Origin of the sequence: Acidisoma sp. (genome assembly GCF_035492295.1) — a bacterium.
Classification (GTDB): Bacteria; Pseudomonadota; Alphaproteobacteria; order Acetobacterales; family Acetobacteraceae; genus Acidisoma.
Window position 1 is genome coordinate 1 of record NZ_DATJJK010000251.1, and the last position, 16,175, is coordinate 16,175.

Here is a 16,175-nt window from a genome sequence, read left to right on the forward strand (position 1 = left end):
TCGTATTTTTCCGAGTTGAGATATTCTTCCTTGCCCGGAATGGGTTCGTGTTCGAGCAATTCGAAGCCGTTATAGATGCCGTAAGATGCTGAGAGCATCGCGGCGAGTGCTGCGCGCGACTTGAACATCCACGGCTCGCCGCCCTGCAGATGATAGGGCAGGATGTCCGGCGTGTTGACGAAAAAGTTCGGCCGATAATATTCGCGCTCGGGATAGCCGGTGAGTTCGCGCAAATATTCCTGCATCTCCCATTTCGACGTACGCCAGGTGAAGTAGGTGTAGGATTGCGAGAAGCCGAGCTTGGCGAGGCCCTTCATCAATTTCGGACGGGTGAACGCTTCGGCGAGGAAAATGACGTTCGGGTTTTGAAGCTGGATGTCCTTGATAAGCCATTCCCAGAACGGGAACGGCTTGGTGTGCGGATTGTCGACGCGGAAGATGCGCACGCCCTGGTCGCACCAGAAGAGCACGACGCGCGCGAGTGCGACCCAGAGATCGGGCACGGCATCCTTCGCATAGAAATCGACATTGACGATGTCCTGGTACTTCTTCGGCGGATTTTCGGCGTATTTGATCGATCCATCGGGCCGCCAGTCGAACCAGCCGGGATGCTGCTTCAGCCAGGGATGATCGGGCGAGCATTGGATTGCGAAATCCAGCGCGATTTCCAGCCCGTGCTCGGCGGCAGCAGCCACGAGATGCTGGAAATCGGCGAGCGTGCCGAGTTCGGGATGGAGCGTGTCATGCCCGCCCTCGGCGCTGCCGATGGCATAGGGGCTGCCGGGATCCTCGGGCGCGGGCGTCAGCGTATTGTTGGGACCCTTGCGGTTGGTCTGGCCGATCGGGTGGATCGGCGGGAAATAAAGCACGTTGAAGCCCATGTCGCGGATGCGTGGCAGATGCCGCTCGACGTCCCGCAAGGTGCCGTGGCGATTCGGATCGTCGCTCATCGAGCGGGGAAAGATTTCGTACCAGCTGGCGAAACGGCTCTCCAGCCGGTCTGCGTCGACGGGGAAGACGCCGGAACGCACGGCAAAGGGCCGCGTATCGGCCGCCGCCATGCGCCCCGCGACGTCATTGGAGAGCAGCAGGGCAACCTGGCCTTCGGCGTCGAGCCTGCCCAGGCGGGCGGCGATCTCCGCCAGATCCGGACCAGCCGCGGCAACAAGCGCCCTGCCCTCCATCAGTTCGACGCGGACATCCAGCCCCGCCTGATGCTTCTTGGTCAGCTCGTCCCGGTAGGTCGCGAAAGCGTCCCGCCAGGCTTCGACCGCGAACTCGTACAGGCCGATACCGGGCAGCGGGAATTCCCCCTGCCAGCGATCGTTCAGGAGAAGGTGCATCGGCGTTTCCGCCCATGCCGTCTCCCCGCGCCGACGCCACAGCAGGACAGCGCCGAGCTGGTCATGGCCGTCACAGAGAATATCGGCTTCCACGGCCAAGATTTCGCCCGCCAAGCGCTTGACCGGAAAGGCTCCGCCATCGACGGCAGGCGTAACCGCCTCGATCGCAACCCGTCGGGACATTTCGGCCGCAACCTTGGCCGTCGCGTCCAGCGCGGGGCGCGCCGTGACCGCTGGTGCCGCCGCCGTCAGCACGATCCGGCGCAGAGCACCGGGTTCCAAAGGCAGCGGCTTGAGGGCGCTCGCCTCCTCGGCCTGGAAGCGCCCGCCGGACGCGGCGAGCAGCGGACCGAGCGGCACGCTCACCCGCCGTCGCAGCGAGGGATTGAGGAGAAAGAGATCGGCCTCCTCCGCCTGGCGAAGATCGGCGGCAGCGCGGAGGAAGGCGAGCGCCGGCGCGTCCGGCCCTGAGAGCAGCCGAACGGACCCCTGCCCGGTGGCGCGGTTGGCCCCCGCAATGGCCGCGGCGACGCCGGGCTCCACGATCGGCAGGTCATGCACCGCGCCGCGCCGGGGATCCCAGGGCCGGGTCTCCCCGGTCTCGAACCCCATGGGCATGAGAAGCCCGTCGCCCACCGCGGCGGCAAAACCCAGCACACGCCGTTGCGCGGCGGGCAGGAGTGTGAGATCGCCGACGGAGGTTGCCAGACGGGCACCGAAAGGCGCCTCGACGGGGGCGATGACAGGCGCAATACCGCCAAGCACCGCCAATTCTTCCCACAGCCAATCGGCGCGGAAATCCCACCAGGGCAGGGAAGAGAAGACGAAGTCGAGACCAGTGCCGGCAAGGGCAGTCAGCGCCTGACGCGAGAGGCCTGGCGTCCAGCCGAGCAGCAGACCATCCGTCGCCGCGCGCATATCCCGCAGGAAGGCGGGTCGCGTTTCGTCCGCCACGCCCAGAAGGTCGATGCGGAAGCCGTCGACGCCGAGTGCTTGCCAACGGCCAAGCCACTCCGCCCAGAACTGGCCGAGGGCACCTGCCGCTTGCGTCCAATTCGCCGCCGCGGCATCGGCTTCGGCCCCGTAGCCACGCGGATCGAGGGATTGACCCGCAGGATTGGGCCGGAAGAGTGCCGGGGCCTGCTGCAGGATGGCACCGTTTGCGGCAACCGCGCCGGGGGAGAGGTCGAGCAGAAACCCGAGGCCGCGGCTATGCGCCGCCTCCGCCAGATGCTCCAGCGCCTCATCCGCCGTGCGGTGCCAGCCGAGTGCCTCCTGCAGATGGCCGAAATCGGCCGGCAGGCTCAGCGAGGGACCCGCGAAGAGCGGTGCGGTCAGCACATGGGTGAAGCCGAGCCCCGCGATCCGATCGAAAAGGACGCCCCATTGCCCGATCGGCCCGGCTAGCAGCGGGTTGACCATGTAGATACGCGGGCGGGGCGGCTCCTGCCCTCTCTTCATGCTGACCTCTCGGGATTCCAATGCGGCGACATCTGCTTGGACTGTCATCAGCAGCACTCTCCGTCTGTGGCTAGGCCGTCGGCGGATCCGGGCCCTTAGGCTTGCTGGTGCTGGATATTGGAGCGGTATCCGGCCACGTCAGGCCGGGGTCCGTTCACATCGCCTCCAGCGAGAGGTGGGACCGTAATCCAGAATTGCCAGGGCGATCGTTTCGCCCAAAGGCCGATAGTTGCAACCCCTCGCCGTGCGGAATTTTTATCAGGGGTTGTCCTGACCGGCGTGGGCGCTGCACCATGCGGCGTCAGGATCGGAGAGCCCGCCCATGCCCATCATCAACCGCATCGCAGACTTCCACGCCGATATGACCACCTGGCGGCGGGACCTGCACGCCCATCCCGAGTTGGGATTCGAACTGCCTCGCACGAGTGCGAAGGTGGCTGAAAAGCTGCGGGAATTCGGTGTGGACGAGGTTGTGACCGGCATCGCGAAAACCGGCGTGGTCGGCGTCATCCGCGGGCGCAACGCCCAAAACGGGCGGGCCATCGGGCTGCGCGCCGACATGGACGCGTTGCCGATCCTGGAAGAGACCGGCGCGCCCTATGCCTCGCTCAACCCCGGCATCATGCATGCCTGCGGCCATGACGGTCATACGACGATGCTGCTGGGCGCCGCCCGCTATCTGGCCGAGACGCGGAATTTCGACGGCACCGTCTATGTCATCTTCCAGCCTGCGGAAGAGGGTGAGGGCGGCGGCCGCGTGATGGTCGAGGAGGGATTGTTCGAGCGCTTTCCCATGAGCCAGGTCTTCGGCCTGCACAATTGGCCAGGGGTCCCGGCCGGGACGTTCATGTGGCGCAACGGGCCGATCATGGCGGCGACGGGCGAGATCGCCATCACCGTCACGGGCCACGGCGCCCATGGCGCCAAGCCGAATGAGGGGATCGACCCTATTCTGGTGGCGGCCCATATCGTGACCGGGCTGCAATCCATCGTGGCGCGCAACATGGAGCCGACGGAAGCCGGCGTCGTCACCATCGGCACGATTTCGGCCGGCCACGCGGATAATGTGATTCCGGAACGCGCAGTGATGCGCGGCACGGCCCGCTGGTTCAATCCTGCCGTGGGCGATGTGCTGGAGGCCGGGGTGAAGCGGATCGCGACCGGCATCGCCGCTGGCTTCGGAGCCGAGGCCGAGGTCCTCTTCCGCCGCAATTATCCCGCCACCGTCAATGACGAGGAAGCGACAATGCATACGGTGCGGGCCGCGAAGACGATCGCAGGCGAGGCGAAGGTCATCCCCATGGAGCGACCGACGATGGGCGCCGAGGATTTCTCCTATATGCTGAACGTCAAGCAAGGCAGCTACATCATGCTCGGCACCGGCAGCGCGCCGAACGACCCGGGCCTGCATCACCCGCTTTATGATTTCAATGACGAGACGCTGCCGGTCGGTGCCTCCTACTGGGCGACGCTCGCCGAGCAACTGCTGAAGGCCTGAAGGCGAGCAATCCTGCACCGGCCTTCGCCGGGCCGGTGCAGCCTCCACCTTATCAGGGCCTCAGAAACGCGAGAAACCGCTGCTCAGCCCGGCGAAACATAAAAATCAGCGAAAAGGAGATGCAGAGGTAGAGGACAGCCGCGATGCCGAAGGACCAGAAGGGTTCGTAGGTCGCGGAGTTCGCATCATTCGCGATCTTGAGGATGTCGGGCACCGTCGCGGTGAAGGCGAGTGTCGTCGAATGCAGCATGAGGATGACCTCGTTGCTGTACATGGGCAGAGCCCGGCGCAAGGCGCTCGGAATGATGATCCGCCGGTAGAGCGTGAAGCCTGACATGCCGATAGCGCGCGCCGCCTCGATTTCGCCGAAGGCCGTGTCGCGCATGGCACCCGCGAAGATCTGCGTCGTATAGGCGCCGGTGTTGAGACCGAAGGCGAGCAGCGTGCAGTCTATCCCCTGGCGGAAGAAGGCGTTCAGGAAGCTTGTGTGCTGCACGATGCTGAGGCTGTAGACGCCGGTATAGATGATCAGCAGCTGCACATAGAGCGGCGTGCCGGTGAAGACGAAGACATAGACCCAGACTGGACCACGGAGGAAGGGATTGCGCGCATTGCGCGCGATGGCGAGCGGCACCGCAAGGCAGAAGCCGATGAGGCAGGAGATCACGAGGAGCCATAGCGTCATGGCGACGCCGGTCATCGTGTAGCCGTCCGTATAGAGGAAGGCTCGCCAGTATTGATGGATAATGTCGATCATAGCGCGGGCTTCCGCACCCCGATCGCGTAGCGCCGTTCCAGCATGAGCAAGATGCCGTTCGTCGCCGTCGTCAGCACGAGATAGACGACCGCCGCGAGAACCGAAAAGAAGAAGGCACGGAAGGTTGCCTTGCCGGCGTCCTGCGTCGCCTTGATGATGTCGGAGAGACCGATAATGGAGACGAGCGCGGTTGCCTTCAGGATGACCTGCCAGTTGTTGGCCAGGCCCGGCAACGCATAACGCATCATCTGCGGAAAGAGGATGCGGCGGAAGGCGTAGAAGCGGCGCATGCCGAAGGAGCGCGCGGCTTCCATCTGCCCGCGCGGCACCGCCATCAGCGCGCCGCGGAAGGTTTCGGTGAAATAGGCGCCATAGATGAAGCCCAAGGTGATGACACCGCTCGTGAAGGGGTCGAGATTGATTTGGTCGAGCCCCAGCGCATCCGTCAGATCGTTCAGCCAAATCTGCAGACTGTAGAAGAGCAGCAGCATGAGTACGAGATCGGGCACGCCGCGGATGATGGTAGTGTAGACAGTGGCCACGCCGACCGCGATGCGGCTGCGCGACAGCTTGGCGGATGCGCCGATGAGACCGATCAAAAAGGAAACCGCGAGGGTCAGGACCGAAAGCTCTATGGTGGTCAACGTGCCAGCCAGGATGGTCGGCCCGTAACCTGCCAGATTGAACATTCAACTCCCCTTCCGACGGCGGCCTGCGGTTATGTCAACCGATGATGGAAGGGCCGCAGGCTTGGTCGCCTGCGGCCCGCCGACACAGTTTTAGTTCGCGCTCGCCTGGTAGATGCTGAAGTTGAAATACTTCGACTGCAGCTTGTCGTACGTGCCGTCCTTGTGTAGCGCGGCGATTGCCTCGTCGATCTTGGCGAGCAGCGCCTTTTCGTTCTTACGCACGCCGATGGCGACGTAGGAGCCGAGCACGTCCTTCGGATCGTCGGTGACATTGGCGACGAGCGCGTAATCGGCGCCCTTCGGGGTCCTCAGAAAGCCGTAATCGGCTTCAACCGAATCCTGCAGCGACGCGTCCAGACGACCGGCGAGAAGGTCGGCATAGACCTGATCCTGGCCAGGATAGGAAACGACTTTCACGCCATTGGGCTTCCAATAGGTGTTGGCGTAGGCTTCCTGGATGGTGCCGGCCTCGACGCCGACCGTCTTACCCTTCAAGCCGTCGGCCGACGCTGTGATCCCCGAACCCTTCTTGGCGATCAGGCTGGTCGGCTCGTTATACATCTCTGTGGAGAAAGCGATGGCCTTCTCGCGCTCGGGCGTCTTCGACATCGATGAGAGGATGGCGTCGAACTTGCGGGCCTGCAACGCCGGGATGATGCCGCTGAAGGTCTGCGACACGAAGACGCACTTGACCTTCAGATGCTCGCAGATGGCATTGCCGAGGTCGATATCGAACCCTTCCATCTTGCCGGAAGGCGAGAGGCTCTCGAAGGGCGGATAGGTCGCATCCACGCCGAATTTGATTTCGGTGAAATTCTTGGCATGGGCAGGGGCGCTGAAGCCGAGCCCGAGAACCATGGCCGCCAGCGCGCCGGCAGCGAAAAGCTTCTTCATAAACGCATCTCCTTAAACGTCCGTGCGATCCGGGCGCCCTCCGCCCGAGCCGTGTGATGCTGTCGTCATGCAGGCAATCGATGGATCGCGTTTTGCCATGCAAGCGGCACGCCATAGACAACGCGGTAGGGCATGCCGACGCTGTCGCCGCGCCCCTCTGCAACCAAATTCATCTCGCGGCAAGCGGCCTTCTGCGTCCAGCGCCCCTCGAACCGTCTTTTTCCGCAAATTCTCCCTTTCCCTTGACAGGCTCAGGCGCTAGCGGGGATCAATCGTTTTTTGCGAGAGATGCACCGCCCGATGGCTCTTGTTCAGGACGAGAACGCAACTGCCCGAATTGGCACGGGCATAGAGGCTTTGCGCGTCCAGGACATGCGAAAGAGCTTCGGCCCCCATGAGGTGCTGAAGGGTATCTCGCTCACCGCCCATGAGCATGACGTCATCGCCATTCTCGGCAGCAGCGGTTCGGGTAAAAGCACGTTCCTGCGCTGCATCAACCTGCTCGAGATGCCGGATGCCGGGGAGGTTCTGGTCCGCGGCGAGTTGATCGCCATGCGCCGTCGGCGAGACGGCACCCAGGAGCCGAGCAATCCGCGTCAGGTCGAGCGCATCCGTCGCGAACTCGGCATGGTCTTCCAGCAGTTCAATCTCTGGAGCCATATGACGGTCATCCAAAACCTGATCGAGGCGCCCATGCACGTGCTCGGCCTCACCCGGCGCGAAGCGATCGACCGGGCCGAGGCGATGCTCGCCAAGGTCGGCCTCACGGCCAAGCGCGATGCCTATCCGGTACAGCTTTCGGGCGGCCAGCAGCAGCGTGTCGGCATCGCTCGGGCGCTCTGCATGGAGCCTGCCGTGTTGCTGTTCGACGAGCCGACGTCGGCGCTCGACCCCGAACTCGTGGGCGAGGTGCTGGCCGTCATGCGCAACCTCGCGGCCGAGGGTCGCACCATGCTGGTCGTGACCCATGAGATGGCCTTCGCCCGTCAGGTCGCGAGCCGCGTGGTCTTCCTGCACCAGGGGCTCGTTGAGGAAGAAGGCACGCCGGACGAGGTTTTTCTCAACCCGAAATCCGACCGCTGCCGGCAGTTCCTGTCCCGCATGCATGGCTGAGCGCGCTGCCCCTGCCAAGACGCGCTGCGCCTGGGCGGAGAGCGACCCGGTGATGACGCTCTACCACGACACCGAATGGGGCTTACCGGTGCGGGACAGCCGGATGCTGTGGGAAATGCTGATGCTGGAGGGATTCCAGGCCGGCCTTTCCTGGCGCACCATCCTGCTGCGGCGCGAAGGGTTCCGCGCCGCCTTCCAGGGCTTCGTGCCGGAGACGGTTGCGAGTTTCGGCCCGGCCGATGTCGAGCGCCTGATGGTGGACCCCGGCATCATCCGCGCCCGCGCCAAGATCGAGGCGACGATCGGCGGCGCGCGGGCCTATCTGGCGATGCAGGCCGAAGGCCTCAGCTTCTCGGATTTCGCTTGGGGTTTTACCGGCGGAAAACCGATCCGCGGCAACGGCGTCACGCTGCCGGCGGAAACGCCGCTGTCTCTCGAAATCTCGAAGGCGCTCAAGGCGCGCGGCTTCAAATTCGTCGGTCCGGTCATCGTCTACGCCTGGATGCAGGCGGTGGGGCTGGTGGACGACCACGCCCGCACCTGCTTCTGCCGCAAGCGGCGCTAAAGCCCCTGTCCCATCACACGGCTTCCCACGGATAAACGGTCGAGCAGACCGTAGAGGATCGCCGCGACAATAGCCGCGCTGAGGAAGGACAGGTCCACGCCATGGGCGCGCCGCGCCAGTGGCCCCACGAAGAGCGCGGTATCCGAGAACATGAGACCGACCACGACGCTCGCCCCCCAGGCAAAGATGGCCGGACGGTTGAAGCCGCCTGTGTACCAGTAGCGGCCGCGTTCGCCGGGCCGCGCAAAGGCCTGCAGCGCGGCCGTGTCGAAGCGCCGGCCATGGCGCAAATAGCCGATGACGTTGATCACCGTCCAAGGCGTGACCAGCACTGTCACGATGGCGCAGAGGGCGAGGATGGAATTCGAGGCCTTGAAGACGATGAGGCCGAGATAGGCGATGACGAGGCCGATCGCACTGAAGATGAGGCCCACCCTGGGGCGGGACATCCACCACAGGATCGCCTGCAGGTCGAGCATGCCGTTATAGACCACCATGCCGCCATTGGCGGCATTGCCGATCATGCCGATGAGGACGACGGGCAGCAGCAGCAGGCCGGGCAGGTAAGCGAGCATCTGGGTGTTGGGATCGAAGGGATCGGCGACCGCGAGACCGATCGCCTCGCCGCAAAGACAGGCGATGAGGCAGCCCGCCACCATGCCGGCGAAGGGCCAGGCGAAAACAGCGCGGCCCTGCGTCCTGCTCGGGATGTAGCGCGCATAGTCGCCTGCAAAGGGCGCGTAGGAGATGGCGTTGGACATGGTGATGGTAACCGCGAGCATCCAACTCGGCCAGAGGCTGCCGAGGACGAGCGGATTGGTCTTCGGGTTGGGGGCGGCCGCGAGATGCGGCAGGCAAAAGCCGACCAGGACCAGAAGGCAGATCAGGCTCGCATAGGAGACGAATTTCTCCCAGGCGACGAGCGTCGCGTGGCCGAAAATGCCGAAGGTGAGGACAAGAACGGCAACGAGAAGCAGGGCGACCATCAGCGCTCCGCTGCCCGCGGGCAGGCCGAGCAGCCTGTGCGCCGCCTGCACCAGCGGTGGCGCGCTGACCCAGAGGATCATGGCGAAATAGCCGAGATCGATGATCTGGGTGATGAAAGAGCCGACATAGCGGCCGCGGGTACCGAAGAAGGCGCTGCTCGTCACCGTTCCGTTGGTGCCGGCGAGAGGCCCCATCAGCGCCATGAGCGCCACGAACAGAGAGCCGATCAGCGTACCCGCGAGGATCGCGGTGGCCGCCCCCAGCCAGCCGAGGCCGAAGGCGACCGGCAGCGCCCCGATCGCGATCGAGCCATAGGTCATCTGGGTTCCGAAGAAGACGAAGGCCATCTCGCGGGGCCTGGAATGCCGTGCCTCTTCAGGAATGAACGCGATGCCCCGCCGCTCGATCCGGCCAGGCACGTCCTCCATCCGGGCCACACTCGCTCCGTCCGCCATAAATTACTCCGTCCGTAGATGATCGCACCAAACTGGCCGGTGCTGCCTGCGTGACGGACGAGCGTCACGGCGACGCCTGAAGCGGGTTCAGACGGAAATTCCGTCGTAGCGAACCTCCGTCATCATGCCCGTCATCATGTGATAGAGGTTGTGACAGTGGAAGGCCCAGCGGCCGGGATTGCCGGCGTCGAACGCGATGCGCAAGCTGCTGTCCGGCTCCACCAGAACGGTGTCGCGGATCGCACCCGCAACCCGCTTCCCCCCGATCGCCACAACCTGAAAGGCATGGCCGTGCAGATGCATGGGATGCGCCATCATTGACCGGTTAACGAGATCGATCTCCACGCGAGATTGCGGTCGCACCATCAGCGGCTGCACCTGCGGCCAAGTCTCACCGTTCAGTGTCCAGTGATAGGGATGCATGCCACCGTCGAGAAGAAAACGCGCCCGCTGATCGGCCTGCCGGTCGGGGAGAGGATGGAGAGCGCGCAGCTGCCGCTCGAGCGAATTGTCAACCGCGGGCGTCATGGCTGGCGCATGCGGGTCAAGACGAGCGACCGACGCGTCCGGACTCCGGAGCACGACGCCCGTACGCCGGACGCTGCCTTCAAGCAATGCGAAGACCGGGAAAGCACCGCCACTGGCCGGAAGATCGACCAGAATATCGAGCCGTTGCGCGATCGAGAGTGGGAAGCGTGAACCCTCAATCGGCGCCACGCCGTGCCCGTCCACCGCCACGACCTTTCCCGACAGGCGACCCAGATCGAGCCAGAAGGCGCTGGACGAAGCCCCGTTGATCACACGCAGACGGATTCGCCCGCCGCGTTCCACGGGGATTACGGCAGGATCGGCAAGCGTCCGCTCATTGGCGAGGAAGGCGTCGTAATCGACGTCGTTCAGATCCATAGACGGGCTGCCGGAAGACTGAACGGCGGGCTTGGCCATGTTCATGTTCATGTTCATGCTCATCGCGTTCCCCGCCGGCGCGTCCGCAGCCTGCGAACCGATGAGACCCGCAAGAATCTCCTCGGGCGGGCGGAAGCTGAAATCATGCAGCATGAGCACGACCTCCTGCCGGTCCTCCTGCATCTCCTCCGTGGAGCGGACAATGAGTGGCGCCGTCAGCAGCCGCTGTTCCTGCATGCCCTGATGGGAATGCATCCAGAACGTGCCGGGAATCGGTGCATAGTTGTACGAAGCGCGGGCGCCCGGTGCCAGCGGCGGGGTTTCCGGCCAGGGAAAGCCGTCCTGCTGCCAGGGTGGCAATTGGCCATGCCAATGGATGATGGTCTTTTCCGCCAGCCGGTTTTCGAGCTCGACGTGGAAGGCCTCTCCGGGCGTGAGCGTCAGACCAAGCCGCCCGTCCTCGTCCGCGAGACGGAGAACTCGGGCCGCGCGCCCATTGACTTCGAGCGTTCCCGTGGTGGCGACGAGCTTGCGGGGAGGAGTCGCCGCTCGCGCGGCCGGTGCCATTCCTGCGGCAAGACCAACGGCGGCCATACCAGCAACGAGCTGGCGTCTGGACAGGCTTCCGGTCATCTGTCGCTCCTTTCCGCAGGCAATAGGAGGCCTGCTTCGGGGTGGCCTTGTAAACTTTCCTACATTGGTAAGGTCAAGAGGATGGCCTCCGCGGTGCAGGGATGGCATAGCATCATGCCAGCCGGCGACGGGCTTTGCTCAAGGCGAGGAAGGAATGGGTCATGGACGTCGAACTGGTGATGCCGGTGCTGGGCGAGAAGATAACGGAGGCAACGGTCCGCGCCTGGACCGTCTCGGAAGGCGATCCGGTGGAAGCGGGCGATGTCATCGCCGTCATCAGCACGCCCAAGATCGATATGGATCTGGAAAGCCCGGCCAGCGGATTCCTCAAGACCATCCTGGTGGACGAGGATGAGGTCGCGAGCGTCGGCGCGATCCTCTGCATCATCGAGGATGATGAGGATGGCGAAGATGCAGAAGGCGAGAAGGAAGAGGACAAGGCTGGCTGACGCTTAAAGGTCAGGCCGCAAAACTCCAGGCCCCCTCTTCCGCCGTCAGCGCGCGGGCACGCAGACCCGCGAAGAGATCACGGCCGAGGGTATCGGCCAGAGGGTCATGGTGATCGGGAGGGGTCTCCCGCGCCTGCCACTCGGCCTCCGGCACCTCGGCCAGCACCGTCCCGGCCTCGGCATCAAGCCTAATCATGTCGCCGTCACGCACGCGGCCGATCGGCCCGCCCATACAGACCTCAGGCGAGAGATGGATCACCATCGGCACCTTGCCGGAAGCGCCGGACATGCGGCCGTCCGTCACCAGCGCCACATGGAAGCCCTGGTCCTGCAAGGCACCCAGGACAGGGGTAAGCTCGTGCAGCTCGGGCATGCCATTAGCCCGGGGCCCCTGGTTGCGCACGACGGCGACGAAGTCCCGCTGCAACTCGCCCCGCTTATGGGCTGCAGCCAGTGCTTCCTGCGTATCGAAAACGACGGCCGGCGCGCGGACGAGCCGATGCTCCTTGGCGACGGCCGAAATCTTGATGACGCCGCGGCCGAGATTGCCCTGCACGAGCCGCAGCCCACCGTCGGGCGAAAAGGCCTTTTCGACCGTCGTCAGCACGGCGTGGTCGCCGCTCTCGCAGACGCCCGTCTGCCAGATCAGGTGCCCCGTCGCGTCCAGTGCCGGCTCCTGGCGATAGGCGGAAAGCCCCTTCCCCGCGACCGTCACCACCTCCTCATGCAGCAGCCCGGCATCGAGCAACTCGCCGATCAGGAAGCCCATGCCGCCGGCGGCGTGGAAATGATTCACATCGGCGCGGCCGTTCGGATAGACGCGGGCGAGCAGCGGGGTTGCCGCCGAAATCGCGTCGAAATCGTCCCAGGTGATCTGGATGCCGGCGGCGCGCGCCATGGCGACGAGATGGATGGTGTGGTTGGTGGAGCCGCCGGTGGCCATCAGCGCGACGACGCCGTTGATGATGGACTTCTCGTCCACCACCTCGGCGATCGGCGTGTATTGGTTGCCGCGGGCGGTGATTTCGAGCACCCGCTTGGCGGCCGCCCCCGTCAACGCATCGCGCAGGGGCGTGCCGGGATGAACGAAGGCGGCCCCCGGAAGGTGCAGGCCCATCACCTCCATCAGCATCTGGTTGGAATTGGCGGTGCCGTAGAAGGTGCAGGTGCCCGGGCCATGATAGGCCTTCATTTCCGATTCGAGCAGCGCCTCGCGCCCAACCTCGCCCAGCGCGAATTGCTGGCGCACGCGCGCCTTGTCGGTATTCGAGAGGCCCGAGGTCATCGGACCCGCCGGCACGAAGACGGTCGGCAGGTGGCCGAATTGCAGCGCGCCGATGACGAGGCCGGGTACGATCTTGTCGCAAACGCCGAGCATCAGTGCCGCATCATAGACATTGTGCGAGAGGCCGATGGCCGTGCTCATGGCGATGACGTCGCGCGAGAAGAGCGACATTTCCATGCCCGGATTGCCCTGGGTGACACCGTCGCACATGGCGGGGACCGCGCCCGCGACCTGGGCAAGCCCACCGGCGAGCCGGGCGGCGCGACGGATGATCTCGGGGAAATGCTCATAGGGCTGATGGGCCGAGAGCATGTCGTTATAGGAGGTGATGATGCCGATATTGGGCGCCACGCCGGTTGCGAGGCGGTGTTTGTCCCCAGCGGCCATCGGCGCATAGGCATGGGCGAGATTGGCGCAGGACAGGCCGGAACGAGCAGGATGGGCTTCGGCCGCCGCCTTCGTGCGGGCCAGATAGGCGGCGCGAGTCTCGGCGCTGCGGACACGCACGCGCTCGGTGACCGCTGCAATGCGGGCGTCGATGCCTGTCATGGGCCCTCTCCTGATTCTCTGTCCCCACTGGTTTTAGACAGCTTCGGCGGTCGTCGTCAGCTTTTCCGACGGAATTGGGGAATGGAAGAGGGTGGTCGGGACGAGAGGATTCGAACCTCCGGCCTCCTGCTCCCGAAGCAGGCGCACTACCAGGCTGTGCTACGTCCCGAAACCTGGATCGATATCAATCGAGGGCCGGCATATAGCCGGCTCCGCGCAGCGGGGCAAGCCACCCGGTCGCGCAAATGCGATGCATCAACGAGGGGTAAGAGGCATGGATAGGGTATGGCTCGGCCTGGGTGGCCTCTACGGTCTCGCCGGCGTCATGATGGCGGCGCTCGCCGCCCACGCGCTGCCGAGCCGCGTTTCCGCGGCCGATCTCGCCTTCATCCACACGGGCATCCAGATGCAGATGTGGCACGCCCTGGCGCTCATTAGCTGCGGCATTCTGGCGCGCATGCGGCCCGGCTGGACGGTGACCCTCGCAGGCATCGGCTTCGCCGCCGGCACTTTGCTGTTCTGTGGCGCCGTCTATGCGCTGGCGCTGACCGGCTCGGATCTGCCCGGCATGGCGCCGACCGGCGGCTTCCTCACCATGCTCGGCTGGATCGCCCTCGGCTCAAACGCCTTCCGCCGCCGCGGCTGAGGGCAGAGCGGCGGGCACGATCTCCGGCACCCTCACCTGCTCGACGGCGGCGATCACCATCTCGCGGAGCGATGCCGCGCAGGCATCGGCACCCAGCAGCCGCGCCTGTTCGGTCTGCGATTCCCCTTCCAGCCCCTCCCGCAGCCCGAGCAGGATCGGCGTGTCCGGCAGACGCTGGCGGAGCCGGCGGACGAGATAACGCAGATGAGGTGGCTCGCCGATGACCGCGAGGGAGAGGACGCAGACGAGCGCGACATTCTCCGTATTAAGCGAAGCGATCCGGCCGCGCGAGGCGGCGTCATGGCTCACCGTGCGCACCGCGAAGCCGTGCTTGCCGAGAAGCTGGGCGAGCATGGCGCATGGCAACTCGTCCAGCGGGCCGCGACCGGCGATGCAGAGGGCGAGCGGAGGCGTCCCCACGCCCGGCACCGGTTCCGGCACATCGACATCGGGCGCCGGTTCCTTGATGTCCTGCCGCCCTGGCCGCTCCACGCCGGCGACCTCGGCCTCGCGCAGGCGGAGCCGGTGCGGCGGGTCGACATCGTCCACGTCATCAAGCTCCTCGATCAGCGTCGACAGATCCTGGTGCAGACGCGCGACATGGGCGGGGGTAAGCGCGCCGCGCAGAATGTCGTCCGCCGCGAGTTCGAGGCCGGGGCGCGCCACGCCATCGTAATAGGCGCTCAGCGAGCGCGTCTGCAGCAGCTGCTCGGCCTGCTCCTGCACTTCGTCCGGATCATGGGCGAGGAGGCGCTGGTAGAAGGTCTCCACCGGCGTCAGCGCCGGCCGGTCCCCCAGCAACACGTCGAAGAATTCAAGCCGCTTGACGTGGCGACCGACGACGACAAGGCAGAGTGTCATCGGCGTCGAGAGGATGAGACCGATCGGACCCCAGAGCCAGCTCCAGAAAACGGCCACGACGAGCACCGCCACCGGCGAGAGGCCCGTCGTGCTGCCGTAGGTCATGGGCTCCACCACCTGGCTTGCGATCCCCTCGGCGACGATGAAGAGCACGAGCGTCGATATCGCGAGCCCCCAGTGCGGATCGACAGCGGCGGCGAGGGCGACCGGCAGCAAGGCCGAGATCAGCGATCCGATATAGGGCACGAAGCGCAGGAGCATGGCGAGCACGCCCCAGAGAATGGGGTTGGGCAGGCCAAGGAAGGCAAGGCCGATACAGATGACCGTGCCGAAGCCGGCATTGATGCCGGTCTGCGCCAGAAAATAGCGGGAGAGTCGCCGGCCGGCATCATCGATCGCAAGGGTCGTACGGTGCAGATCACTCGATCCGAAGAGACGGATCAGCCGGTCGCGCAGATCCTCTTTCTGCAGCAGGAAGAAAATGGCGAAGACGATGACGATGCCGATGGTCTCGATCGGTTGCACGACAGGGGCGAGCAGGCTCTGCACCAGCGCCATGGCGGAGGGCGAGGCCCGCTCGACCGTCACCGGAATGACCGGAGCGCTGCCACCGCCCGGGTGACCGGGTGCTGCCGGGGGCTGCGCCGAATGGCCGTCGAACGATGCTATATGGCCAAAATGCTCGGTCAGTTGTGCCATCTTGTCGTTGATGAAGCCCCGAATCACCGTGAACTTGCGCATGATCGTGGCTTGGTAATGCGCAAAGTTTCCGGCCAGATCGGCGATCTGGGTGCCGATCAGGGCCGCGATGAGCAGGATGACGACAAGGGCGAGGAGGACGGCCAGCAGCACGGCCGCGATCTTGGGCAGATGCAGTCGCCGGAAGAGGCCGACGACAGGGCCGAGCATGAAGCTCAGCAGCACGGCCAGGGTGATCGGAATCAGCACCGTCTTGGCGAGGTAGAGGGCTGCGACGACGACCACGGAGACGAGAAGAATGAGAAGGCCCTGGGGACGCGGGGTTTCGCTCGCCGGCACACCGGCGCCTTGCAGTGCCTTTGGTTCCGCAGCCTCCGACATGATC

The 16,175-nt window shown here is 65.0% G+C and carries 13 protein-coding genes and 1 tRNA gene; 5 read left to right on the forward strand and 9 right to left on the reverse strand.

Annotated elements, in window-relative coordinates:
- The coding region (locus VL752_RS18805; protein ID WP_325357579.1) for a maltotransferase domain-containing protein at positions 1-2,804 on the reverse strand (2,804 nt) is incomplete at its 3' end.
- Positions 2,805-3,126: 322 nt separating this feature from the next.
- Between VL752_RS18805 and VL752_RS18810 the strand changes: the two genes are divergently transcribed.
- Entirely contained in the window at positions 3,127-4,302 is a 1,176-nt protein-coding gene (locus VL752_RS18810; RefSeq protein WP_325357581.1) for a M20 aminoacylase family protein, read from the forward strand.
- A gap of 52 nt (positions 4,303-4,354) precedes the next feature.
- On the opposite strand, the gene VL752_RS18815 is transcribed toward VL752_RS18810, so the two are convergent.
- The 3 genes from VL752_RS18815 to VL752_RS18825 all read right to left on the reverse strand — a co-directional run bounded on the left by VL752_RS18815 (position 4,355) and on the right by VL752_RS18825 (position 6,642).
- Positions 4,355-5,059 carry an ABC transporter permease gene (locus VL752_RS18815; RefSeq protein ID WP_325357583.1) on the reverse strand — a complete coding sequence of 235 codons (705 nt, stop codon included), beginning with the start codon at positions 5,057-5,059 and terminating at the stop codon, positions 4,355-4,357.
- Entirely contained in the window at positions 5,056-5,748 is a 693-nt protein-coding gene (locus VL752_RS18820) for an ABC transporter permease (protein ID WP_325357585.1), read from the reverse strand. Before VL752_RS18820 ends, VL752_RS18815 begins: the two co-directional genes overlap by 4 nt.
- A 90-nt stretch (positions 5,749-5,838) precedes the next feature.
- Positions 5,839-6,642 (reverse strand): ABC transporter substrate-binding protein, encoded by an 804-nt coding sequence (locus tag VL752_RS18825; protein WP_325357586.1) that lies wholly within the window; start codon positions 6,640-6,642, stop codon positions 5,839-5,841.
- A gap of 348 nt (positions 6,643-6,990) precedes the next feature.
- Between VL752_RS18825 and VL752_RS18830 the strand changes: the two genes are divergently transcribed.
- Positions 6,991-7,755, forward strand: coding sequence for an ABC transporter ATP-binding protein (locus VL752_RS18830; RefSeq protein WP_413788777.1), 765 nt, complete (start codon positions 6,991-6,993; stop codon positions 7,753-7,755).
- On the forward strand, positions 7,748-8,320 hold the full coding sequence (locus VL752_RS18835) for a DNA-3-methyladenine glycosylase I (protein WP_325357590.1): 573 nt from the start codon (positions 7,748-7,750) through the stop codon (positions 8,318-8,320). Before VL752_RS18830 ends, VL752_RS18835 begins: the two co-directional genes overlap by 8 nt.
- Here the strand turns inward: VL752_RS18835 and VL752_RS18840 are convergent.
- Entirely contained in the window at positions 8,317-9,762 is a 1,446-nt protein-coding gene (locus VL752_RS18840) for a purine-cytosine permease family protein (protein ID WP_325357592.1), read from the reverse strand. The two genes, VL752_RS18835 and VL752_RS18840, sit on opposite strands and share 4 nt — an antisense overlap.
- 87 nt (positions 9,763-9,849) lie before the next feature.
- Entirely contained in the window at positions 9,850-11,301 is a 1,452-nt protein-coding gene (locus VL752_RS18845; RefSeq protein WP_325357594.1) for a multicopper oxidase family protein, read from the reverse strand.
- A gap of 161 nt (positions 11,302-11,462) precedes the next feature.
- Here VL752_RS18845 and VL752_RS18850 point away from each other — a divergent pair, with 161 nt between their 5' ends.
- On the forward strand, positions 11,463-11,750 hold the full coding sequence (locus tag VL752_RS18850) for a lipoyl domain-containing protein (RefSeq protein WP_325357596.1): 288 nt from the start codon (positions 11,463-11,465) through the stop codon (positions 11,748-11,750).
- A gap of 10 nt (positions 11,751-11,760) precedes the next feature.
- Here VL752_RS18850 and edd read toward each other — a convergent pair whose 3' ends face one another.
- Positions 11,761-13,575, reverse strand: coding sequence for a phosphogluconate dehydratase (edd, locus tag VL752_RS18855; protein ID WP_408863179.1), 1,815 nt, complete (start codon positions 13,573-13,575; stop codon positions 11,761-11,763).
- A gap of 101 nt (positions 13,576-13,676) precedes the next feature.
- Positions 13,677-13,753: transfer RNA gene (locus VL752_RS18860), tRNA-Pro, on the reverse strand.
- A gap of 105 nt (positions 13,754-13,858) precedes the next feature.
- On the opposite strand from VL752_RS18860, the gene VL752_RS18865 reads away from it, so the two are divergent.
- On the forward strand, positions 13,859-14,230 hold the full coding sequence (locus VL752_RS18865; protein ID WP_325357600.1) for a DUF423 domain-containing protein: 372 nt from the start codon (positions 13,859-13,861) through the stop codon (positions 14,228-14,230).
- On the opposite strand, the gene VL752_RS18870 is transcribed toward VL752_RS18865, so the two are convergent.
- Complete coding sequence (locus VL752_RS18870; RefSeq protein ID WP_325357602.1) at positions 14,204-16,171, reverse strand: AI-2E family transporter; 1,968 nt, start codon at positions 16,169-16,171, stop codon at positions 14,204-14,206. The two genes, VL752_RS18865 and VL752_RS18870, sit on opposite strands and share 27 nt — an antisense overlap.
- Between the last annotated feature and the right edge of the window lie 4 nt (positions 16,172-16,175).

Coding starts and splice junctions, on each gene's coding strand:
- VL752_RS18810 (WP_325357581.1), top strand. CDS start 3,127: ATGCCCATCATCAACCGCATCGCAGACTTCCACGCCGATATGACCACC.
- VL752_RS18815 (WP_325357583.1), bottom strand. CDS start 5,059: ATGATCGACATTATCCATCAATACTGGCGAGCCTTCCTCTATACGGAC.
- VL752_RS18820 (WP_325357585.1), bottom strand. CDS start 5,748: ATGTTCAATCTGGCAGGTTACGGGCCGACCATCCTGGCTGGCACGTTG.
- VL752_RS18825 (WP_325357586.1), bottom strand. CDS start 6,642: ATGAAGAAGCTTTTCGCTGCCGGCGCGCTGGCGGCCATGGTTCTCGGG.
- VL752_RS18835 (WP_325357590.1), top strand. CDS start 7,748: ATGGCTGAGCGCGCTGCCCCTGCCAAGACGCGCTGCGCCTGGGCGGAG.
- VL752_RS18840 (WP_325357592.1), bottom strand. CDS start 9,762: ATGGCGGACGGAGCGAGTGTGGCCCGGATGGAGGACGTGCCTGGCCGG.
- VL752_RS18845 (WP_325357594.1), bottom strand. CDS start 11,301: ATGACCGGAAGCCTGTCCAGACGCCAGCTCGTTGCTGGTATGGCCGCC.
- VL752_RS18850 (WP_325357596.1), top strand. CDS start 11,463: ATGGACGTCGAACTGGTGATGCCGGTGCTGGGCGAGAAGATAACGGAG.
- VL752_RS18865 (WP_325357600.1), top strand. CDS start 13,859: ATGGATAGGGTATGGCTCGGCCTGGGTGGCCTCTACGGTCTCGCCGGC.
- VL752_RS18870 (WP_325357602.1), bottom strand. CDS start 16,171: ATGTCGGAGGCTGCGGAACCAAAGGCACTGCAAGGCGCCGGTGTGCCG.